Here is a 21601-nt window from a genome sequence, read left to right as displayed (position 1 = left end):
ACATATATTGAAATCTTTCTGAATACATAAAACACCCTGACAGATTAAGAGAACAACAAGGGGGCTCATTATGGAGTTAGTCATCGGATTATTGGTTATACTGCTCGCGCTCTTTGCGGCGGGCTACTTTTTCAGGAAAAAAATTTATACGGAAATTGACCGGCTGGAATCATGGAAGATTGAAATTTTAAACCGTTCGATAGTGGAAGAAATGTCCAAGATCAAACATCTGAAAATGACCGGAGAGACGGAAGAGTTCTTTGAAAGATGGCGCGAGGAGTGGGATGAAATTGTCACAGCCCATCTGCCGAAAGTAGAAGAGCTCCTTTATGATGCCGAAGAGAACGCCGACAAATACCGGTTTAAAAAAGCGAATCAGGTGCTTGTCCACATCGACGACCTCCTCACTGCAGCCGAATCAAATATAGAAGGCATACTGCGTGAGATCAGCGACCTTGTGACGAGCGAGGAAAAAAGCCGCGGAGAGATTGAACAGGTGCGTGAGCGGTATTCAAAAGCGCGGAAAAACCTTCTGGCGTACAGCCATCTCTACGGAGAGCTTTATAACAGCCTGGAGACGGATCTCGACGAAATCTGGAGCGGCATAAAAGAGTTCGAAGAAGAGACGGAAAGCGGCAATTACATCAAAGCGAGAAAAGTGCTGCTTGAACAGGACCGCAGACTGGATCAGCTTCAGACATACATAGATGACGTTCCGAAACTGCTCGCCGACTGTAAACAGACCGTGCCGAACCAAATTGCCAAGCTGAAAGACGGCTACCGGGAAATGACGGAAAAAGGCTACAAATTGGAGCATATTCAAATCGAAAAAGAGCTGGATACACTCACAAATCAAGTGAAACGGGCCGAAAACGCGCTACTAGAAGAATTGGATGTCGACGAAGCGTCCGCCATCCTTCAGCTGATTGATGAAACCATTCAATCGATGTATGAACAGCTGGAAGGCGAAGTGGAAGCCGGACAGTCCGTATTAAGCAAAATGCCTGAGCTGATCATCGCGTATGAAAAGCTTGAGGAAGAAAAAGACCGCACAAAAACCGAAACGGAGCTCGTCAAGGAAAGCTATCAGCTGACGGCAGGAGAAATCGGCAGACAGCATGCCTTCGAAAAACAGCTGGAAACGATCGGCCGGCTCCTTGAGCAGGCGAGAGAAAAGCTTGACGGCGAGCATGTCGCTTACTCGCTGCTGATTGAAGAAGTCGAGGCCATCGAAAAGCAGCTGGAAGAGGCTCAGAAAGAACATGCCGAATACCGTGAAAATCTGCAGGCGCTCAGAAAAGAAGAACTGCAGGCGCGGGAAACGCTGATGCATCTTCGGAAAACCATTTCTGACACGGCCCGAATGCTGCAAAAAAGCAACGTGCCGGGAATTCCTGAACAAGTCAAGGACAAGCTCGAGACGGCAAATCATCATATAGAAGAAACCGTCAGCCAATTGGAAGAGCTGCCGCTGAACATGGAGGAAGCCGCCAAACATCTGGATGAAGCCGAAAAGGTGGTTGAGGAAGTCAGCGAAGAGGCGGAAGATCTTGTGATTCAGGTGAAGCTGATTGAGCGGATCATCCAATACGGCAACCGCTTCCGAAGCCAGAATCATATTTTATCCGAACAGCTGAAAGAAGCGGAACGGCTGTTTTATGCTTACAGCTATAATGAAGCTTATGAGATGGCGGCAGATGCTGTTGAAAAAGCAGCTCCCGGCGCCGTGAAAAAAATTAAAGCTGATCAATCTGCTTCATAGACGCATAAGCAAAAACTGCACCCTGATGGAAATCAGAGGTGCAGTTTTTTAGTTTCTCACGGAATATAAAAAGCGCCTGCGGCTGATATACATCAAACCGCAGGCGCTGAATGTTACGATTTTGCTTTATTTAATTCGATGGGCGGGCTGGTAAAAAACGTGATAATGCAGCCGATGATCGCTCCGGCAATGCCCGGAAGCACCCAGCCGATTCCCATGCTGTAAAGCGGAAGATTTGCGTTTAAGAATGAATCTAATGATCCGAGCGGAATGCCTGCTGCCTTCAAACCGTCCAAGATACTGAACAGCCCTGTTCCGATCAGGCAGGCGATATAGACTTCGCGTCTTTCCTTAAAGATTTTATCAATAAAGGAAAGGACGATAATGACAATCGCCAGCGGGTAAATGGCTGATAAAATAGGAACTGAAAATGCAATAATCTCAGCAAGTCCGAAATTTGAAATCGCCAGACTGAACAGCGTGACAATCGTAACCACCATTTTGTATGATAAAGCGGGAATCAATTTTGAAAAATATTCGCCGCAAGATGTGACAAGCCCGATGCTTGTCGTTAAACACGCAACGGTGATGGCAGAGCCGAGAACGATGTTTCCCAGTGAACCGAACAGGTAATCAGATGAAGCTGATAAAATCTTTGCGCCTTCGCCGAGCGGCCCCACAGCGTCCGTGCTTGTCGCTCCCAAATAGGCCAAAGATAAATAAATGAATGTCAAACCTGCCGCTGCAATCAGACCCGCTTTAATACAAGCGGCGGCGAGCGCTTTACGCTGGGTGACGCCCCTGCTTTTAACAGCGTTGACGACAACGACGCCGAAGACGATCGAGGCGAGCGCGTCCATTGTTTTATAGCCTTCCAAAAATCCTTTGAACACCGGCGTTCCGGAATATGCCTGATGTACGGCGCCCAGTCCGCCCATCGGAGTGACAATGGCTTTTACGACGATGATTAAAATAATACCGAATTTAATAGGAGTCAAAATCTTTCCGACTCTGTCAACGATTTTGGAAGGATTAAGAGCTAAATAATACGTAATAGAAAAAAAGATCAACGTGAAAACAAATAAAGATAATCTTTCCGGAATGCCGCTTAAAAACGGAACTGCACCGATTTCATATGAAACGGTTCCGGTTCTCGGAATCGCGAAAAGCGGCCCGATTGATAAATAAAGCACAACGGTGAAAATAGTCCCGAATACCGGATGAGCTTTATCGGCAAGCCCTTTTGCGTCTTTGCCCGTTAATGCGATGGCGATAATACCCAAAAGCGGCAGACCTACGCCGGTCAGTAAGAAACCGCCCATCGCTTTCCAGACATTATGCCCCGCCGCTTGCCCGAGCTCCGGCGGATATATCATATTTCCTGCCCCGAAAAAAAGTGCGAAAAGCATGAAACCGATAATAACGGTATCTTTGACAGGTAGTGAGTGTTTCATAAAAATCCTCCTAAATACTATGTTGAAATATTCTGTCAATTAATTGTCAGATAATATAACAAAACGAACATTACTTATTATATGGCAATGTACAGAGAAGTCAATACTCGATTTATTGCGAATTTATATTTACTTTTGTTATGGTAGCATAAATATCATACGATGTACCGTTTTCATTAAAGGAGTAAAAAAAATGATATATTTAGACAACAGCTCAACGACCGAGCCGTATGAAGAGGTATTGGATGTGTACAAACAGACGAGCAGCCGTTATTTCGGCAATCCTTCGTCTCTGCACCGGTTAGGAACTGAGACGGAACAGCTCCTTGAAGCGGCCGCTCAGCAAATAAAAAAAACCTTGCGTTTAAAAAATTATGATATTGTATTTACATCAGGCGCGACTGAAGCGAATAACGCTGCGTTAAAGGGAGCAGCCTGGGCAAACATGAGTAAAGGGAGACATATCATTGCTTCGGCGATTGAGCATCCTTCTGTGACGGAGACGCTTGATCAGCTGACAGAGCTGTTCGGCTTTGAAGTCACATATCTTCCGGCCGATCAAAACGGCTTCGTCTCTTTGAAAGACGTCAAATCGGCTATCAGGCCGGATACGATAATCGTCAGCGTCATGCATGTCAATAACGAAGTCGGCTCCATTCAGCCCGTAAAGGAAATCGGCGGGTTTTTGAAGCAGCACCGGAATATTCTGTTTCATGTTGATCATGTGCAGGGCATTCATAAAGTTCCGCTGTCTATAGAAGAAGCGGGCATTGACCTTTGCACCGTTTCAGGGCATAAGTTTCACGGCTTAAAAGGGACAGGAGCGCTTATCGTCAAAAAAGGAACGCGGCTCATTCCGCTTATCACGGGCGGCTCGCAGCAAAAAGGCGTCCGAGCCGGAACGGAACACACGGCAGGCGCCGTTTCCCTTGCGAAAGCGATCAATCTTTCCGCGCGTGACATGAACGAGCGGCTTTCTTCCGTGGAGGCTGCCAAGAATGCGCTCATGGAAAGGCTGAGCGGGACGGACGGGGTCGTCATCAACACCCCCGCTGAAAACAGCGCGCCGCATATCATTAATTTTTCCGTTCCGGGCGTGAAGGCGGAAGTGCTGTTGCACATGCTTGAGGAAAAAGGAATATATGTCTCCACAACCTCGGCATGTTCGGCAAGAGAGCACAAACCGAGCCGTGTTCTCCTGCAGATGAATAAAGGCGAACAGATTGCATCAAGCAGCATAAGAGTCAGCCTGAACTTCAGCCATACGGCTGACATCACGGAGCCGTTTATGGCCGCGCTGGTGCCGGCTGTTCAAAAACTAAAAAAAATGATGAGGTAGCATATGAATTACGATCATATTTTAATCCGTTTTGGTGAAATATCCACAAAAGGAAAAAACAGACGCAGTTTTATTGAAAGATTAAAACAGAATATCCGCCTGGTATTAAAGGATTATAAAAAAGTAAAATACTTTTCAAACCGGGACCGGATGTCAATTACACTTAATGGAGAAAACCCGGAGGAAATTTGTTCCTTATTAAAGAATATATTCGGCATTCAAAGCTTTAGTCTCGCAATTAAATGCGAAAGCAAGCTGGAAGACATTAAAAAAACGGCTTTAGCCGCGATAGAAGGCGAATATAAACCGGGGAATACGTTTAAGGTCGAGACCAAACGGGCTTACAAACAGTTTGAATTAGATACGAATGCGATGAACGCTGAAATCGGCGGCCACATTTTGAAAAACACGGATGGATTAACCGTCGATGTGAAACATCCCGATATTCCGCTTCGGATTGAAATCAGGGAGGAAGCGACATTCCTGACTATTCGTAACGAAAAAGGCGCCGGAGGCCTTCCTGTCGGTTCCGCGGGTAAAGCGATGCTGATGCTTTCCGGCGGTTTTGACAGTCCGGTCGCCGGTTTTTACGCGATGAAACGGGGATTATCAGTTGAAGCGGTACATTTCTTCAGTCCGCCGTATACGAGTGAACGGGCAAAGCAGAAAGTCATGGATCTCGCGGGATGCCTCGCGAAGTTCGGCGGCAGTATGACACTTCATATCGTGCCGTTTACAAAGACGCAGGAACTCATCCAAAAACAAATCCCGGAGAACTATACGATGACGGCGACGCGGCGTCTTATGCTGCAAATCGCGGACAGAATCAGAGAAGAACGGAAAGCGCTCGCGATCATTACGGGAGAAAGCCTCGGGCAGGTAGCGAGCCAGACGCTTGAAAGCATGTATGCGATCAATGCGGTGACGGCAACGCCGATTTTGCGCCCTTTAATCGGAATGGACAAAACAGAAATCATCGAGAAATCAAAAGAAATCGGCACTTATGAAACAAGCATTCAGCCGTTTGAGGACTGCTGCACCATCTTTACGCCGCCAAGTCCGAAAACACGCCCGAAAAAAGAAAAAATCGAGCACTTCGAAAGCTTCGTTGATTTTGAACCGCTGATTGCAGAGGCCGCTGCCGGCATCGAAACCATCACTGTTTACTCGGAGCAGGAAGCTCACGATAAGTTTGCCGGCCTGTTTTAAAACTGTATACAATTACCAAAGTTTTTTTGAATGAAGACATGTGTTTTATCACATTCTATACTCACAAGGAGGTGATACACATGTCACAACAATCAAACAGCGGAAACAGCAACCAGCTTTTAGTGCCAGGCGCTGCTCAAGCTATCGACCAAATGAAGTATGAAATCGCTTCTGAATTCGGTGTAAACCTTGGACCGGAAACAACTTCTCGCGCCAACGGTTCTGTCGGTGGAGAAATCACAAAACGTCTTGTCTCTTTTGCTCAGCAAAGCATGGGCGGAAGCAGCCAGCAGCAGTTTTAATCACAACTTCACATAATGGCTAAGAGAGCGGGGAATTCCCCGCTCTTTTTTCATGAGTATAGATAGAAGGCGGGAAGCAATTTATGCATATTTTTATTGTAATGGCCTATGTTTATGTATAATGGGGAAAGAAAGTGAGGAGTTGTTCGTGTTAAAACGAGAAGATTTAATCGCCCCAAAGAACTATAACCTTGTAAATGAAATCGAAAAGTTCAGCCGTTCCAAAGAGAAGAACGCGCTTATATGGGAAGATCAAACAGGCGGAAAGAAAGTCTGGACGTATGAAAAATTGATGGAAGAAACGAATAAAATCGGAGCCCGCCTGAAAGGTCTCGGATTTGAAAAAGGCGATAAGCTGATTGTCATGGTTCCGAGAGTGCTTGAAGCGTATGCCGTTTATTTAGCGATCTTAAAAGCGGGGATGGTCGTCATTCCTTGCTCGGAAATGCTGCGCGCCAAAGACCTTGAATACCGGATCAAACACGCCGAAGTGAAAGGCGCTATCGTTTATCCTTCATTTATAAACGCGTTTGACGAGGTGAATACCGAGCAGCTGGTGACATTGTCAATCGGTGAAAATAATGTCGGCTGGAAAAACCTCCTAACGATTGAAGCGGACGGAGACAGTTTTCAAACAGCTGATACAACAAGAGAAGACATGGCGTTTTTGTCCTATACTTCAGGCACGACCGGCCAGCCTAAAGGCGTTGTACATACACACGGCTGGGCCTTTGCCCATTTAAAAACATCAGCCGGTGCATGGCTGGATATTTCTGAAGACGATACAGTGTGGGCCACCGCGGCGCCCGGCTGGCAGAAATGGGTGTGGAGCCCGCTGCTCGCAATTCTGGGAAGCGGCGCGACAGGAGTCATTTATCACGGCAGATTCAACGCCAAGACGTATTTAGAGCTGCTGGAGCGCCATCAAGTAAATGTCTTCTGCTGTACCCCGACGGAATACCGCCTGATGGCAAAAGTGGAGGAGTTGGACAAATATGATCTTTCTGCCCTTCACAGCGCAGTTTCTGCGGGTGAGCCATTAAACCGGGAAGTCATTGACGTATTCCGGAAGCATTTTGGCATTAAAGTGAGAGACGGATACGGCCAAACGGAGAGCACCCTGTTAGTCGGCGTCCTGAAGGATATGGATATTAAGCCGGGAAGCATGGGCAAACCGACCCCCGGAAATCAGGTGGAGATTATAAACGATAAAGGCGAAATATGCGAAACAGGCGAAACGGGCGATATCGCCGTGCATTTGAGCACACCGGCCTTATTCAAGGAATATTATAAAGATCCCGAAAGAACGAAAAAGCAGATTCGCGGAGATTATTTTCTTACAGGAGACCGCGCGAAAAAAGACGAAGACGGCTACTTTTGGTTTGAGAGCCGCAATGATGACATTATCGTCAGCTCCGGATATACAATCGGGCCTTTTGAAGTAGAGGACGCGCTCGTGAAGCATCCGGAAGTGAAAGAATGTGCCGTCGTGGCGAGCCCGGATGAAATCAGAGGTTCAATCGTAAAAGCTTATGTCGTTTTACAAGACGATGAAAAGCGCAGTGACGAACTTGTCAAAGAACTGCAAAACCACGTAAAAACGATTACGGCGCCTTACAAATATCCGAGAGAAATTGAGTTTGTCGAAAGCCTGCCGAAAACGGCGTCCGCAAAAATCAGACGTGTGGAGCTGAGACAGCGTGAAGAACGGCTGAAGGCTGATAAAAAAGCATAATACAGGATAAAGGGTGAGCGGGGATGAAAGCGATTTGGCACGGCGGCACCATCTATACAATGCTGGACAAGAATCATGTCACTGAAGCCATTTATACCGAAGAAGGCGTCGTCAGGCAGACGGGCAGCTTCCGGGAGCTCCAAGGAACATACGGTTCGCCTGATACGGAGGAAATCGATTTACATGGGGCTGTCATGTTCCCGGGGTTTACGGACAGTCATATGCATTTAATCGGACACGGGGAAAAACAGCTTCGCCTCGATTTGTCGCAGCTGACGTCAAAAGAAGCGATACTGCGGGCCGCAAAAGAAGCAGAGCGTGAATTGGAAGATGGCGAATGGCTGATCGGCGAAGGCTGGGATGAAAATCTGTTTGAACAGCCGGATTACGTCACGAAGCATGACCTTGACCCGCTCTTTCCCGACCGCCCCGTCCTGCTGAAGCGGGTATGCCGGCACGCCGCGGCGGTTAATTCGGCCGCATTGCGCGCGGCGGGAATTACAAACGAAACACCTGATCCAAACGGCGGGATTATCGTCCGGGACGGCACCGGTCCGACAGGCCTTCTGCTGGATAAAGCCCAAGAGCTTGTGACACAGGCCCTGCCGCCCGTCTCACTTCACTATGTCAAACGCGCGCTTCAAACGGCGATTACGGACTGCTGGTCAAAAGGCCTGACAGGCGGGCATTCAGAAGATCTGGCATACTACGGAGACGCGTCCGTTCCCGTTGCCGCGTACGAGTCATTAACCGGCAGCGGCCTTTATCCTTTTCGCGCCCATCTGCTCGTACATCACGAAGCCGTCGACAGCTGGAGCGCTCTGGATAAATCGACTGGACCTTATCTGGAATACGGAGCGATGAAAATTTTTGCTGACGGCGCGCTCGGAGGCAGAACCGCTCTATTGAAAAAGCCTTACCATGATGATCCGTCTGTTTCCGGCGTTCAGGTGCATGATGACGAAACACTTGCCGCTCTTGTTTATAAAGCGAGAGAGAAAGGGATGGAGATCGCCGTGCACGCGATTGGCGACCTTGCATTTGAAAAGGTGCTGGATGTTATCGAAAGATACCCGGCAAAGCCCGGACAGCTTGACCGGCTCATTCATGCGCAAGTATTAGATGACGGATTGATTGAGAGAGCCGCCCGGCTGCCGATCGGACTTGATCTTCAGCCGCATTTTGTGGCCAGTGATTTTCCGTGGGTGATTGACAGGCTCGGAGAAGAGCGGATGAAAACGGCTTTCGCCTGGAAAACACTGCTGTCAAAAGGGCTGCTGTGCGCCGGAGGTTCAGATGCCCCGATAGAACCGGCCGATCCGCTTCTGGGTATTCAATCGGCTGTGCTCCGTACGAGCAAACAGCACCCGGAAGGTCCGGCCTATTATGAAAAAGAGTGCCTGACCGTGTACGAAGCCATTCAGCTTTACACGGAGGGAAGCGCGGCCATCATCCATAAAGAACATAGCCGCGGACGGATCGCCCCCGGCTATGATGCCGACTTTACCGTACTCAGCGGTGATCCGTTCAGGACGGACCCGAAAAAGCTTCATGAATTGGAAGCTGTCAAAACCGTCGTCGGCGGCCGTATCGTATATGAAAAAGAGGACAGGCAGTGATGCCCGTCCTCTTTTTTTATGATAAAAATGATCGTTTTACTTTTTCCCAGAAAGAGTTGTCTTTCAGTTTCACCGTTTTGATTTTTTTATCGGATAGTCTAATCTCAACCTTTTTGACATTCCGCGTGCTGAGCGCTTCATTATCAAGCCCGATAATCGGATGCTCATTGCCGTCTTGCACCACCTGCAGTGTCAGCTTCCGTTCTGAGCTTAAAATAAACGAAGATCCGAGTGTACGGTATGTGTTGTTGTTCAACGATGCCAGTTCGGATACCTGCATGCAGGAAATCAAAGGATCAACAACGGCGCCTGAAACAGATTTATTGTAGGCGGTGCTGCCCGTCGGGGTGGAAATGATCATCCCGTCTCCTCTGAACGTCTCAAAATGAAGATCATCAATTAACACATCCATCACAAACGTTTTAATAATGCTTGAACGGATGGAAACCTCGTTTAAACAGTGAAAATGATTGCTGCCGTCCACCGTTACGTGAATGAGCGGGTATTTTCTGACCTCAAGCTGTTCCGCGGTCATGCTGGCCGCCATTTTTTCAGGTTCATCGCTGTGAAAATCGCAGTACAAATGGGCTTTCCCTTTTTTAGCGATGCCGACATACAGGCAGTCATCACGGAATCCGGTTTTTCTGACGGCTTGCAGAAATGAGCCGTCACTGCCGATGCTGGCGATAATTCCCGCATCCTCCGGTTGAGCCGCAACTGTAAAACCGTGCGATTCAGCAAGCTGCTTCAAAGAGCTGACTTGTTCTTTTGTTTCGTTGTTTTGTTTGTGAAAAAAATAAACATTGCGGCGAAGATCGGTCATATCCCCATTCCCCTTTGCTGTCATATTTACGTTTTTCTCCCAGCAGGTATTGTGTTAAAATACCTGTGGCAATAGTGTAACATGTTTCCTGTTTATCCGTTAAGGGAAAGCGCTTCATGAAAAAAATGAATCTTTTTTTACGGGGGAACGTACGAATATTGACAGAAAAGGAGGAGAACAAATGAATGCAAAAAGATGGATTGCGCTCGTCATCGCGCTCGGCATTTTCGGCGTATCAGTCATTGCAAGTGTGACCGTCGGGGTGCTGAAGAATATCGGAGATACAGGGTCTGACTTTGCATCACTGACAGATGACACAGAGGAAGTGACGCTGGATAAGGGCAGCCCCGGCAGTAAAATCGCCGTGCTTGAAGTGGACGGCACGATTGAGGATAACGGCGGGTCCGCTGGCCTGCTCAGCTCAGGCGGGTATGATCACAGATCATTTTTAAAACAGGTTGAGCGTGCGAAAGAAGACAAAAGCGTCAAAGGAATTGTGCTGAAAATCAATTCCCCTGGCGGAGGCGTGTACGAAAGCGCGGAAATACATAAAAAACTGGAAGAACTAAAGAAAGAAACGAAGAAACCGATTTATGTATCCATGGGCTCCATGGCGGCATCGGGAGGCTACTATATTTCAACGGCCGCCGATAAAATCTATGCTTCACCGGAAACGCTCACGGGTTCACTGGGCGTCATCATGGAAAGCGTCAATTATTCCAAGCTCGCCGATGAACTCGGCATCAAGTTTGAAACCATTAAAAGCGGCGCGCATAAAGACATCATGTCCCCGACCCGCGACATGACGAAGGAAGAAAGAAAGATCATGCAGACAATGGTCAACGATTCTTATGAAGGATTTGTCAATGTCATTTCAAAAGGCCGGCACATGTCAAAAGCGGATGTGAAAAAAATTGCCGACGGCCGTGTTTACGACGGCAGACAAGCGAAAAAAATCGGCCTCGTTGATGACCTCGGTTTTTACGATGACACGATCAGCGCGATGAAAAAGGACCATAAAAATATGAAAAACGCTTCAGTCATCACATACGAGGAAGGATTCGGATTAGGCTCGCTCTTTTCCATGAGCGCAGCGAAAATGTTTAAAAGCGAAATTGATTTTCTGAATATGAAAGAACTCATTTCGCAATCCGGTTCGCCGCGGATGATGTATCTCTATGCAAAGTAGGGGGGAAGAAAGAATGGACGCGACTTACGAAGGCTTTCACGGCAAAGAAGAGGAAGCCGAGCAACAGAGGGCGCCCGAGCAGGCATATGCGGGCTTTTGGATCAGGTTTTGGGCGTTTCTTCTTGATTGGCTGGTGGTCTGGGGACTTAACCATCTCATCGTTTCACCGATTTTCACGCTGATGAAGCTCCCGGCAACAAGCGGAATGTTTACAATCTCAGCTTATTCCGTCACAACCCTGATCGTCTACCTCGCCTATTTTGTGTTCATGACGAAATGGTTTCATCAGACACTCGGCAAGATGGTCTTCGGGTTAAAGGTCACTTCTTTGACGCCCGGAAAGCCGCTGACTTGGAGCACCGTCATTTTCAGAGAAGCGGTGGGGCGTTATATCGATAAAATCTGGATTCTCTATATCGTCATTGCGTTTACGCCCAAAAAGCAGGGCATTCATGATCTGATCGCCGACACAACGGTGATTCACGAAGCGCTGTATCGCAAATAAAAGCAGTAAACCCGGAATAAACGTCCGGGTTTATTTTTTTTGATTTTGGCGATAATGCTGCTAAGGAAGTGAAGCTTATGGGATATGCCGCAGCAGCTGTTATTCTCATTCTCATTTTGGCCTGGCTGCTCATGAGGATGAAAATCCACCTGACTTTCGAATATCTTCACGATAAAGATAACGACAAACTGACGTTTAAAATCTCGGCCTTATACGGGCTGATCCGTATTAAAAAAACGCTGCCCGTCATTAAAGTAAACAGCGAAGACGCGTCAATTGATGTCAAACAGAACACAAAATCAGAAATGAAAGGTCAGAAAAAAGAGAAGAAAAAAATCACATATGAAGATGTCAAACAGAGCATTCACAGAATAGAAATGATTCTGCACCAAGTCTTTCAGATGCGCCAAATCGCCGCTTCATTTCTTGCGGGAGTCCGTGTTACGAAGTTCGAATGGGTGACGGTTATCGGAATAAAGGACGCCGCCGTTACGGGAATCGCCGCCGGCGGATTGTGGGCCGTAAAGGGAGGCCTTACGGCGATGCTGTATGATCATCTGCGTTTCATACATGAACCGGTGTGCGAAGTCATTCCGTCTTTTCAAGTGCCTGCATCCAAGACGCATTTGCAGTGTATATTCTTTTTTCGTTTTGGACATCTTATAGGTGCAGCTTTCAAATTGCTCAAATACGGGCGGAACGGACTTTCTATCATACGAAAGAAACAGCCGGTTCCGGTTGCTTCAAAGAATGATTCATCAGTTTAAGGAGGAGCGCATATGGCAGACCATCCCATTCAAGGTTTAATGAAAACCGCTATGGAAAATTTAAAAGAAATGATTGACGTGAATACAATCATCGGCGATCCTGTTGAAACGCCTGACGGCAGCGTAATCTTAACGGTTTCAAAGGTCGGCTTCGGATTTGCGGCCGGCGGAAGCGAGTTTGGAGGAAAGCCGGCTGAAAAAAGAACCGATGATGATGAAAGAAAAGAGCAGAAGCTCCCGTTCGGCGGCGGAAGCGGCGGCGGAGTATCCATTACGCCGATTGCGTTTCTGATCGTCGGAACAAACGGCGTGCGCATGCTTCATTTAGACGAAAACACCCATCTGATTGATAAACTGTTAGATTCCGCGCCTCAAACGATTGAACGCATCCAGCATATGTTTAAAAAGAATGAAAAAGGCCGGAACCAAAAAAGAACGGATATCGATTTATAACAGAAAAGTTAACTGCCGCCCGCAGTTAACTTTTTTTACGATGCGGCATAACCTTTGCAGTTTGCATAAAACTCGACTATGATAGAGCTATACATAGATAAAGGGAGGAATCAGAATGGCTGAAATTACATTTAAAGGCGGAGCCGTGACGCTGATCGGACAAGAAGTGAAACCGGGTGACCAAGCTCCTGACTTCACGGTTCTGACAAACGGATTAGAAGAGAAGACATTAGCAGATATGAAAGGGAAAGTAACGATCATATCCGTTATTCCTTCCATTGACACAGGCGTATGTGACGCGCAGACACGCCGCTTCAACGAAGAAGCCGCAAAACTCGGTGATGTGAACGTTTATACAATCAGCGCCGACCTTCCGTTTGCACAAGCGCGCTGGTGCGGAGCGAACGGAATTGATAAAGTTGAAACATTATCGGATCATAAAGAGATGTCATTTGGTGAAGCATTCGGTGTTCACATCAAAGAACTTCGTCTTTTGGCGCGTTCCGTATTCGTCCTTGATCAGGACGGAAAAGTCGTTTACGCGGAATACGTAAGCGAAGCGACAAACCACCCGAATTATGAAAAGCCTATCGAAGCTGCAAAAGCGTTAATCAAGTAAAGAGAGAAAAAGAGCTCCGGGTGCTGCCGCGGAGCTCTTTTCATGGCAAGGAGGAAACAGCATGCAACACGACCATGTCGGTCAGATTTATGAACTTTTAGATGAAGCTGCCCAAGTGATAGCAGAAGGCCTTCAGATTTCTTATATTGAGGGGCTTGCGGAAGCGGGAGAAATGTATTTTCTTGAAAAGGCCGACCAGCTTCCGCTTCAGGAAAAGCAAATCGGCGAGCTTAACAGCCTGCTTGCGAAAGCAGACTTCAGAAAATGGGAGCATGAATGGATCCGCAAGGCGTTCCAGCTCGCCATTTTAAAAGGGCTGAAAGATAAGTCCCATCCGAACAGACAGATGACGCCTGATACGATCGGCATTTTCATCAGTTACCTCGTGAATAAATTTACGGGCGGCCGAAAAGGCCTGACATTGCTGGACCCCGCCTGCGGCACCGGAAATCTTCTGCTGACCGCGGCAAACCAGCTTTCTGACAAAGCGGCAAAAAGCTTCGGCATTGAAATCGACGATGTCCTTCTGAAGATCGCTTATGCTCAGGCGAATCTGCAGGAAAAAGAAATGGAGCTGTTCTGCCAGGACAGTCTTCAGCCGTTATTTATCGAACCGGCCGATGCGGTCATCTGCGATTTGCCGGTCGGCTACTATCCGAATGACGAAGGCGCTGAAGCGTTTGAGCTGAAAGCGGATGAAGGCCACTCTTTTGCACACCACTTATTTATTGAGCAGAGCGTCAAACATACAAAACCGGGCGGATACTTATTTTTTATGATTCCGAACCATCTGTTTGACAGCGCGCAAAGCGATAAACTGAAGCGGTTTTTTGCGGAAAAAGTGTATATCAACGCCCTTCTTCAGCTGCCGGCTACTATGTTTAAAGACGAAGCGCAGGCAAAGAGCATTTTAATCTTGCAGAAAAAAGGCGAAGACGCAAAGCCGCCGAAACAAGCGCTTTTGGCGAATCTTCCTTCTTTTGCGAACCAGCAGGCGATGCGGGAGATGACGGCAAAATTGGATCAATGGATTCAAAAAGAAAAATAATGGCGAAAAAGCAGTGTGAGATGCAAAATCCCGCGCTGCTTTTGCTTTTTAAAATGAATGGAAATCAGGACGATAACACAAATTAAGGAAAGAAAATAACATTCCGTAAGGCCGTGCCGTCCATTTGGCACAAATAAAATTTATCAGAAAATATCGACTTCATATTGTAAGCGGTACCAATGTGGATGTTGACTTGAAATGCTGAGTTGACAATGTTTAAATGGAAAAGTCAGATATTTTTTGGACTGCAGTTATGGTCTGGGAAAAAAGAACGAACAAACGAAGAAGAATTTTGATAGGAGCGTCATTTATGTCTAAAATTATTGCAATTAACGCAGGAAGCTCATCTTTAAAATTTCAGTTATTCGAAATGCCTTCAGAAAAGGTGCTAACAAAAGGTTTAGTAGAACGGATCGGTATCGCCGACAGCGTTTTCACAATCTCTGTTAACGGCGAAAAAAATACAGAAGTGACAGATATTCCGGATCATGCGGTTGCGGTGAAGATGCTGCTTCACAAGCTGACTGAATTCGGTATTATAAAGGATCTAAATGAAATTGACGGAATCGGCCACCGTGTGGTTCACGGCGGAGAAAAATTCAGCGATTCTGTTTTGCTTACGGATGAAACAATCCGTGAGATTGAAGAGATTTCAGAACTAGCGCCGCTTCACAACCCGGCTAACATCGTCGGCATTAAAGCCTTTAAAGAAGTGCTTCCGAATGTGCCTGCGGTTGCAGTGTTTGATACGGCGTTCCACCAAACGATGCCTGAACAATCTTACCTGTACAGCCTACCGTACGAATACTACGAGAAATACGGCATTCGCAAATACGGTTTCCACGGCACATCTCATAAATACGTGACACAGCGCGCAGCTGAGCTTCTCGGCCGCCCGCTTGAAGATTTGCGTCTGATTTCCTGCCACCTCGGTAACGGCGCAAGTATCGCGGCGGTAGAAGGCGGAAAATCCATTGATACGTCAATGGGCTTCACACCGCTTGCGGGTGTTGCGATGGGAACACGTTCAGGAAACATCGACCCTGCATTGATTCCGTACATTATGGAAAAAACGGATCAGACGGCAGATGAAGTATTAAATACGTTAAATAAAAAGAGCGGACTGCTTGGCGTATCCGGTTTCTCCAGCGACCTTCGCGATATCGTAGAAGCTTCAAAAGAAGGAAACGAAAGAGCGGAAACGGCTCTTGAAGTGTTTGCAAGCAGAATCCATAAATACATCGGTTCTTACGCTGCGAGAATGAGCGGCGTTGACGCGATTATTTTCACTGCGGGTATCGGTGAAAACAGCGTTGAAGTCAGAGAACGCGTGCTTCGCGGCTTAGAATTCATGGGTGTATATTGGGATCCTGCGCTGAACAACGTGCGCGGCGAGGAAGCGTTTATCAGCTACCCTCACTCTCCTGTCAAAGTCATGATCATTCCGACTGACGAAGAGGTCATGATCGCACGCGACGTTGTCCGCCTTGCACAGTAATGATCGAAAAAAGCACATCCTTTAGGGTGTGCTTTTTTATTGAATGCCCCAGAATCAAACGTTACGATATGTTTAATACATAAACGATGAGGTGAAGCAATGAGTGTGCATGAACATAAACAAGAAGCCCCGTCAGCCGTGCGCTGCAAGGTGATCACAGTCAGCGACACGAGAACGAAAGAAACCGACAAAAGCGGGCGCGTCATGATGGACTTCCTCAGGGAAGCGGGATTTGAAACGGTCGCTTATGACATTGTTAAAGATGAAAAAGATGAATTGCAGAAAGCCGTTTTATCCGGCTGTATGGATGAATATACAGATGCGGTGCTGTTAAACGGAGGGACGGGCATTGCCGAAAGGGATGTCACAATTGAAGCGGTCACGCCGCTGTTTTCAAAAGAACTCCCGGGATTCGGCGAGCTGTTCCGCATGCTGAGCTATACGGAGGACATCGGTTCCGCCGCCATTTTGTCCAGAGCGGCAGCGGGTGTGATCCAAAATACCGCAGTCTTCTGCACGCCCGGCTCCTCAGGCGCCGTAAAGCTTGCAATGAGTAAACTGATTATTCCTGAACTGCCTCATGTGCTCCGGGAAATCCGAAAAGATTTATAAATGTATAAAAAGGCTCTGCTCCGCTCAAAAAATTGGGTGGGGTTTTTTTTATAAAAGGCTTGAAAAAACAGAATTTACTTGTTACAGTGTATACATACAAAATGCATTTTTATTAATTAAAACTAATTTTTATACAAAAGGGAGCTTTTAACATGGCAGAACAAAAAAAGGTTGTATTGGCATACTCAGGAGGTCTTGATACTTCTGTAGCGATAAAATGGCTGCAAGAACAGGGATACGATGTTGTTGCCTGCTGTTTAGACGTAGGGGAAGGAAAGGATTTGGCATTCGTTCAGCAAAAAGCGCTGGAAGTAGGCGCCGTAAATTCCTATGTGATTGATGCGAAAGAAGAATTCGCCCGGGAGTACGCGCTCATTTCTATGCAGGCCCATACAATGTATGAAGGCAAGTATCCGCTCGTATCTGCACTATCCCGTCCGTTAATCGCGAAAAAACTCGTTGAAGTCGCGGAAAAGGAAAACGCGGTGGCCGTAGCGCACGGCTGCACGGGAAAAGGCAACGATCAGGTGCGTTTCGAAGTATCCATTAAATCATTAAATCCTGATCTGGAGGTCATTGCTCCGGTCCGTGAGTGGCAATGGTCGCGTGAAGAAGAAATTGAATATGCCGCAAGCCGCGGCATACCGATTCCGATCAATCTTGACAGCCCGTATTCCATCGACCAGAACCTATGGGGACGCGCCAATGAATGCGGTATATTAGAAGATCCGTGGGCGGCGCCGCCTGAAGGGGCATATGACCTGACAGCATCTCTTGAAAACACGCCGGACGTTCCGGAAATCATCGAAATCGCATTTGAAGCCGGTGTTCCGGTTTCAATCGACGGCGTAACCTACCCGCTCGCTGATTTAATTCTCAAGCTGAACGAGACTGCCGGAAAACACGGCATCGGCCGGATTGACCATGTGGAAAACCGCCTGGTCGGCATTAAGTCCCGTGAAGTTTATGAGTGCCCGGGCGCCATGACTTTGATTACGGCTCACAAAGAGCTTGAGGATCTGACTTTAGTGAAAGAAGTGGCCCATTTCAAACCGGCAATTGAACAAAAACTGTCTGAAATCATCTATAACGGTTTATGGTTCTCGCCGTTAAAAGACGCGCTGCTTGCATTCCTGAAAGAAACCCAAAAACACGTCACCGGCGTCGTGCGCGTCAAGCTGTTTAAAGGCCATGCCATTGTAGAAGGACGTAAGTCGGAATATTCACTCTACGACGAAAAACTTGCGACATATACAAAAGACGATGCTTTTGACCATCACGCGGCAATCGGTTTCATTGAGCTTTGGGGGCTGCCGACAAAAGTAAACAGCATTGTGAAAAAGAAGGAGCAGATTGAAGCATGAAGAAGCTTTGGGGAGGCCGTTTTCAAAAAACACCGGAAAAGTGGGTCGATGAGTTCGGCGCATCCATCACATTCGACCAAAACTTAGTCAAAGAGGATATTACAGGGTCTCTCGCTCATGCGGCAATGCTGAAAAAATGCGGCATTCTGACGGAAGAAGAAGAAGGCGCCATCCGACAGGGGCTGCAGACCCTCCTGCAAAAAGCAGAGGAAGGAACGCTTGAATTCTCTGTTGATTATGAAGATATCCATTTGAATATTGAAAAAATGCTGATCGAAGAAATCGGACCGCTAGGCGGCAAGCTCCATACCGGCAGAAGCCGGAATGACCAGGTGGCGACCGACATGCATTTGTATTTGAAAGATCATGTCTCACATATCATCGTGCTGATTGAACAGTTCCAAAAAGCGCTGATCGAAAAAGCGGAGGCCAATGTCGAGACCATTCTGCCGGGGTACACCCATTTGCAGCGGGCTCAGCCGATTTCTTTCGCCCACCATCTGCTTGCTTATTTTTGGATGCTTGAACGGGATAAAGAGCGTTTTCGCGATGCTATGAAGCGGATTAACATATCGCCGCTCGGATGCGGGGCGCTTGCCGGAACCACTTTTCCGATAGACCGTAACTATTCGGCGGAGCTGCTCGGTTTTGACTCCATTTATGAGAACAGTCTTGACGGAGTCAGTGACAGAGATTTTATTCTCGAGTTTTTAAGCGGCAGCAGCATGCTGATGATGCACCTTTCGCGTTTATCAGAAGAAATCATTCTATGGTGCTCGCAGGAATTCAGATTCATTGAACTGGATGATACGTATGCGACGGGAAGCAGCATGATGCCGCAGAAGAAAAACCCCGACATGGCGGAGCTGATCCGCGGTAAAACCGGACGCGTATACGGTGATATGATGGGGCTTTTCACGATTATGAAAGGGCTCCCGCTCGCTTACAACAAAGACCTGCAGGAAGATAAAGAAGGCATGTTTGACACGGTGAAAACCGTTGAAGGAAGCCTTCAGATTTTCACGGGCATGATTGAAACGATGAAAGTAAACAAAGACATCATGAAACAAGCGACAAAACAAGATTTTTCAAACGCGACGGAACTTGCCGATTATTTAGCTAAAAAAGGCATGCCGTTCAGAGAAGCGCATGAAGTGGTCGGCAAGCTTGTGTACAGCTGCATTGAAAAAGGAATCTATTTAAGTGATATGGCATTTGAAGAATTCCTTCAAGCCAGCAGTCTCTTTGAAGAAGACATCTATACCGTGCTCGATCCGCATCATGCGGTTGAAAAAAGAATGAGCGCCGGCGGAACGGGTTTTCAGCAGGTAGAACAGGCGCTCGTAAAAGCAAAAGCCTGCGCCGGCATTTAATTTGCTGAAATTCCCTTCATATTTTCCCGTCATATCAGACACCCTACATCTATAAAGATGGGAGGTAGAAGGAATGCGCAAAGAACAAGACCGTTACATCTATGATGAAAAAGAAAGTGAAGAAACGGCCAGGCTCATCTCAGAGGCATACGAAAGCGGTTATGTCGGCATGGAGGAAGCCTCTGCTCCTTCAGAAAATTAAGCTGTCTGTAAAGACGGCTTTTTTTTCGTGCGGACGAAGTGCAAAAAAGTGATATTGCCGTTTGTTTATAGTAAAGTAGAGGGAGAAACGTCTTGATTTTATTGAAGCGGCAACGTTGCCTGGGGAGGGTATTCAATGTGCGACATGCTCTAATCACTGCCGGTACAAAGGGATTGGGCCGAAAAGTGACTGAAATGCTTCTGGAAAAAGGCTTTTCTGTCACAGTGAATTACAGACAAGACGAAGAAGCGGTCGCCTGTCTGAAGGCGGATTATCCCGGGTGCCATGACAGATTGCAATTCGTTAAGGGCGATGTAACCCGGAAAGAAGATCTCATGCGGATCGCCGATGCAGCCCTTCAGCGGTTTGGAAGGATTGACATACTGATTAACAATGCCGGGCCGTACATATTTGAACGCAAAAAGCTTGCCGATTACTCCGATGACGAATGGTATGACATGCTTGAAGGGAATTTAAGCGCCGTTTTCCATCTGTTTAAAGCGGTTATCCCGGTCATGAGACAGCAGCGGTTCGGCCGGATTATTACATACGGTTTTCAAGGAGCGGACCATGCCCCCGGCTGGCTTCACCGTTCCGCTTTCGGAGCGGCTAAAGTCGGATTGGCTTCGTTAACGAAAACCATTGCGATTGAAGAAGCTGAATCAGGCATTACGGCCAATATGGTCTGCCCGGGTGATATTGTAGGAGATATGAAAGAAGCGTCTATAGAGGAAGCAAGACGGAAAATCGGCAAAGAAAAGACGCCGATCGGCAGGTCCGGAACCGGAGAGGACATTGCGAGAATCATCGCCTTTTTATGTGAAGATGATTCCGATCTTGTAACCGGAACGGTCATTGAAGCAACAGGCGGGCTGAATGTGATTAACAGGCATCAATCCCTGTAAGTTTTTTCGTTTGTCAAAAAGGGAACTTGATAAATATTAATTTTTTATGAGGTGAAAACGATGAAAGTGACTTATCACGGACATTCTGTCATTCAAGTGGAAACGAAAACCCATAACATTATTTTTGATCCGTTTCTGACCGGAAACAGTCTGACAAATTTGAAACCGGAAGAAGTGAAAGCGGATGTCATCCTGCTTACTCACGGACACAATGACCATGTCGGAGATACAGAGCAGATCGCTAAACAAAACGATGCGCTCGTTATTGCGCCGAACGAGCTGGCCGTTTATCTCGGCTTTAAAGGTTTAAAGGTCCACCCGATGCATATCGGAGGGGCGCGCCAATTTGATTTCGGTAAAGTGAAACTGACACAGGCATTCCACGGATCGGCGGTCACTGATGAAGAAAACAAAACCATTACGTACACGGGGATGCCGGCTGGGATTTTATTGACGATTGACGGCAAAACGATTTTCCACGCCGGGGACACGGCGCTGTTCTCTGATATGAAACTGATCGGGGAACTGAATCACATTGACCTGGCGTTTCTGCCGATCGGTGATAACTTCACCATGGGCCCTGAAGATGCGAAACTCGCGGCTGAGTGGCTGAGAGCGAAACAGGTCGTTCCCGTCCATTACAATACATTCCCCGTCATTGAACAGGACCCTGACGCTTTCGCCGAAAGTCTGCCCGGAGGCGTCGGCAAAGTCATGGCGGCCGGCGAGACCATTGAGCTTGCCTGACATATGTGTCAAAGACCTTCTGAATCAAGCATTCAGAAGGTCTTTTTGTGATGCCGCCTTTTTTCGGGCGTCTCAT

21 protein-coding genes are annotated in these 21601 nt (G+C 47.3%); 19 read left to right on the top strand and 2 right to left on the bottom strand.

The features are described 5' to 3' along the window. The first annotated feature begins 70 nt into the window (after positions 1-70). Positions 71-1762, top strand: a complete 1692-nt coding sequence (ezrA, locus tag ACKTRM_RS13540) for a septation ring formation regulator EzrA (RefSeq protein ID WP_012118185.1) — start codon at positions 71-73, stop codon at positions 1760-1762. A gap of 113 nt (positions 1763-1875) precedes the next feature. Here the strand turns inward: ezrA and brnQ are convergent, their stop codons facing one another. Then, on the bottom strand, positions 1876-3216 hold the full coding sequence (gene brnQ / locus ACKTRM_RS13535; protein WP_012118184.1) for a branched-chain amino acid transport system II carrier protein: 1341 nt from the start codon (positions 3214-3216) through the stop codon (positions 1876-1878). 193 nt (positions 3217-3409) lie between these two features. Between brnQ and ACKTRM_RS13530 the strand changes: the two genes are divergently transcribed. The 5 genes from ACKTRM_RS13530 to ACKTRM_RS13510 all read left to right on the top strand — a co-directional run bounded on the left by ACKTRM_RS13530 (position 3410) and on the right by ACKTRM_RS13510 (position 9420). Beyond that, a complete protein-coding gene (locus ACKTRM_RS13530; protein WP_012118183.1) occupies positions 3410-4555 on the top strand; it encodes a cysteine desulfurase family protein in 1146 nt (381 codons plus the stop codon). A gap of 3 nt (positions 4556-4558) precedes the next feature. Beyond that, positions 4559-5764, top strand: coding sequence for a tRNA uracil 4-sulfurtransferase ThiI (gene thiI, locus ACKTRM_RS13525; RefSeq protein ID WP_007408042.1), 1206 nt, complete (start codon positions 4559-4561; stop codon positions 5762-5764). An 80-nt stretch (positions 5765-5844) separates the two neighbouring features. Continuing rightward, positions 5845-6066, top strand: a complete 222-nt coding sequence (locus ACKTRM_RS13520; protein WP_007408043.1) for an alpha/beta-type small acid-soluble spore protein — start codon at positions 5845-5847, stop codon at positions 6064-6066. Between the two features lie 148 nt (positions 6067-6214). Then, the gene (gene mbcS, locus ACKTRM_RS13515) at positions 6215-7801 is read left to right on the top strand and encodes an acyl-CoA synthetase MbcS (RefSeq protein WP_012118182.1); all 1587 of its coding nucleotides are present in this window, start codon (positions 6215-6217) and stop codon (positions 7799-7801) included. Between the two features lie 23 nt (positions 7802-7824). Next, entirely contained in the window at positions 7825-9420 is a 1596-nt protein-coding gene (locus ACKTRM_RS13510) for an amidohydrolase (protein ID WP_012118181.1), read from the top strand. A 16-nt stretch (positions 9421-9436) separates the two neighbouring features. Here the strand turns inward: ACKTRM_RS13510 and ACKTRM_RS13505 are convergent, their stop codons facing one another. Further along, positions 9437-10243 (bottom strand): NAD kinase, encoded by an 807-nt coding sequence (locus ACKTRM_RS13505; protein WP_041482207.1) that lies wholly within the window; start codon positions 10241-10243, stop codon positions 9437-9439. Positions 10244-10424: 181 nt separating this feature from the next. Between ACKTRM_RS13505 and sppA the strand changes: the two genes are divergently transcribed. The 13 genes from sppA (at position 10425) to ACKTRM_RS13440 (ending at position 21525) form a co-directional block, all read left to right on the top strand. Next, complete coding sequence (sppA, locus tag ACKTRM_RS13500; RefSeq protein ID WP_012118179.1) at positions 10425-11432, top strand: signal peptide peptidase SppA; 1008 nt, start codon at positions 10425-10427, stop codon at positions 11430-11432. 13 nt (positions 11433-11445) lie between these two features. Beyond that, positions 11446-11937: an RDD family protein gene (locus tag ACKTRM_RS13495; protein WP_007408048.1), complete on the top strand. Its 492-nt coding sequence runs from the start codon at positions 11446-11448 to the stop codon at positions 11935-11937. Positions 11938-12014: 77 nt separating this feature from the next. After that, positions 12015-12704: a DUF2953 domain-containing protein gene (locus tag ACKTRM_RS13490; RefSeq protein ID WP_012118178.1), complete on the top strand. Its 690-nt coding sequence runs from the start codon at positions 12015-12017 to the stop codon at positions 12702-12704. A 12-nt stretch (positions 12705-12716) separates the two neighbouring features. Beyond that, complete coding sequence (ytfJ, locus tag ACKTRM_RS13485; protein WP_003152423.1) at positions 12717-13157, top strand: GerW family sporulation protein; 441 nt, start codon at positions 12717-12719, stop codon at positions 13155-13157. 115 nt (positions 13158-13272) lie between these two features. Then, complete coding sequence (tpx, locus tag ACKTRM_RS13480; protein ID WP_007613091.1) at positions 13273-13776, top strand: thiol peroxidase; 504 nt, start codon at positions 13273-13275, stop codon at positions 13774-13776. 61 nt (positions 13777-13837) lie between these two features. Further along, positions 13838-14824 carry a class I SAM-dependent methyltransferase gene (locus ACKTRM_RS13475; RefSeq protein ID WP_012118177.1) on the top strand — a complete coding sequence of 329 codons (987 nt, stop codon included), beginning with the start codon at positions 13838-13840 and terminating at the stop codon, positions 14822-14824. A gap of 310 nt (positions 14825-15134) precedes the next feature. Further along, a complete protein-coding gene (locus ACKTRM_RS13470) occupies positions 15135-16322 on the top strand; it encodes an acetate kinase (protein WP_007408053.1) in 1188 nt (395 codons plus the stop codon). Positions 16323-16421: 99 nt separating this feature from the next. Continuing rightward, positions 16422-16934 (top strand): MogA/MoaB family molybdenum cofactor biosynthesis protein, encoded by a 513-nt coding sequence (locus ACKTRM_RS13465; RefSeq protein ID WP_007408054.1) that lies wholly within the window; start codon positions 16422-16424, stop codon positions 16932-16934. A 152-nt stretch (positions 16935-17086) separates the two neighbouring features. Beyond that, entirely contained in the window at positions 17087-18298 is a 1212-nt protein-coding gene (locus tag ACKTRM_RS13460) for an argininosuccinate synthase (RefSeq protein WP_003152428.1), read from the top strand. After that, entirely contained in the window at positions 18295-19671 is a 1377-nt protein-coding gene (argH, locus tag ACKTRM_RS13455; RefSeq protein ID WP_003152429.1) for an argininosuccinate lyase, read from the top strand. The genes ACKTRM_RS13460 and argH overlap by 4 nt, the downstream gene beginning before the upstream one ends. Before the next feature lie 73 nt (positions 19672-19744). After that, entirely contained in the window at positions 19745-19873 is a 129-nt protein-coding gene (locus ACKTRM_RS13450; RefSeq protein ID WP_007408056.1) for a hypothetical protein, read from the top strand. Between the two features lie 137 nt (positions 19874-20010). Further along, positions 20011-20778, top strand: a complete 768-nt coding sequence (locus ACKTRM_RS13445; protein ID WP_012118176.1) for an SDR family oxidoreductase — start codon at positions 20011-20013, stop codon at positions 20776-20778. Positions 20779-20838: 60 nt separating this feature from the next. Beyond that, entirely contained in the window at positions 20839-21525 is a 687-nt protein-coding gene (locus tag ACKTRM_RS13440; RefSeq protein WP_007613083.1) for a metal-dependent hydrolase, read from the top strand. The last annotated feature ends 76 nt before the right edge of the window (positions 21526-21601 follow it).

Origin of the sequence: Bacillus sp. D7-8 (assembly GCF_052055895.1) — a bacterium.
GTDB lineage: Bacteria > Bacillota > Bacilli > Bacillales > Bacillaceae > Bacillus > Bacillus velezensis.
This window is presented reverse-complemented; position numbering and strand designations above follow the sequence as displayed.

Bases quoted from the DNA above. Each gene is read 5' to 3' on its own strand.
- ACKTRM_RS13440 (WP_007613083.1), top strand. From the start codon at position 20,839: ATGAAAGTGACTTATCACGGACATTCTGTCATTCAAGTGGAAACGAAA.
- ezrA (WP_012118185.1), top strand. From the start codon at position 71: ATGGAGTTAGTCATCGGATTATTGGTTATACTGCTCGCGCTCTTTGCG.
- ACKTRM_RS13470 (WP_007408053.1), top strand. From the start codon at position 15,135: ATGTCTAAAATTATTGCAATTAACGCAGGAAGCTCATCTTTAAAATTT.
- ACKTRM_RS13490 (WP_012118178.1), top strand. From the start codon at position 12,015: ATGGGATATGCCGCAGCAGCTGTTATTCTCATTCTCATTTTGGCCTGG.
- ACKTRM_RS13520 (WP_007408043.1), top strand. From the start codon at position 5,845: ATGTCACAACAATCAAACAGCGGAAACAGCAACCAGCTTTTAGTGCCA.
- ACKTRM_RS13475 (WP_012118177.1), top strand. From the start codon at position 13,838: ATGCAACACGACCATGTCGGTCAGATTTATGAACTTTTAGATGAAGCT.
- argH (WP_003152429.1), top strand. From the start codon at position 18,295: ATGAAGAAGCTTTGGGGAGGCCGTTTTCAAAAAACACCGGAAAAGTGG.
- thiI (WP_007408042.1), top strand. From the start codon at position 4,559: ATGAATTACGATCATATTTTAATCCGTTTTGGTGAAATATCCACAAAA.
- ACKTRM_RS13465 (WP_007408054.1), top strand. From the start codon at position 16,422: ATGAGTGTGCATGAACATAAACAAGAAGCCCCGTCAGCCGTGCGCTGC.
- ACKTRM_RS13510 (WP_012118181.1), top strand. From the start codon at position 7,825: ATGAAAGCGATTTGGCACGGCGGCACCATCTATACAATGCTGGACAAG.
- tpx (WP_007613091.1), top strand. From the start codon at position 13,273: ATGGCTGAAATTACATTTAAAGGCGGAGCCGTGACGCTGATCGGACAA.
- ACKTRM_RS13530 (WP_012118183.1), top strand. From the start codon at position 3,410: ATGATATATTTAGACAACAGCTCAACGACCGAGCCGTATGAAGAGGTA.
- ytfJ (WP_003152423.1), top strand. From the start codon at position 12,717: ATGGCAGACCATCCCATTCAAGGTTTAATGAAAACCGCTATGGAAAAT.
- ACKTRM_RS13450 (WP_007408056.1), top strand. From the start codon at position 19,745: ATGCGCAAAGAACAAGACCGTTACATCTATGATGAAAAAGAAAGTGAA.
- ACKTRM_RS13505 (WP_041482207.1), bottom strand. From the start codon at position 10,243: ATGACCGATCTTCGCCGCAATGTTTATTTTTTTCACAAACAAAACAAC.
- ACKTRM_RS13495 (WP_007408048.1), top strand. From the start codon at position 11,446: ATGGACGCGACTTACGAAGGCTTTCACGGCAAAGAAGAGGAAGCCGAG.
- ACKTRM_RS13460 (WP_003152428.1), top strand. From the start codon at position 17,087: ATGGCAGAACAAAAAAAGGTTGTATTGGCATACTCAGGAGGTCTTGAT.
- brnQ (WP_012118184.1), bottom strand. From the start codon at position 3,216: ATGAAACACTCACTACCTGTCAAAGATACCGTTATTATCGGTTTCATG.
- sppA (WP_012118179.1), top strand. From the start codon at position 10,425: ATGAATGCAAAAAGATGGATTGCGCTCGTCATCGCGCTCGGCATTTTC.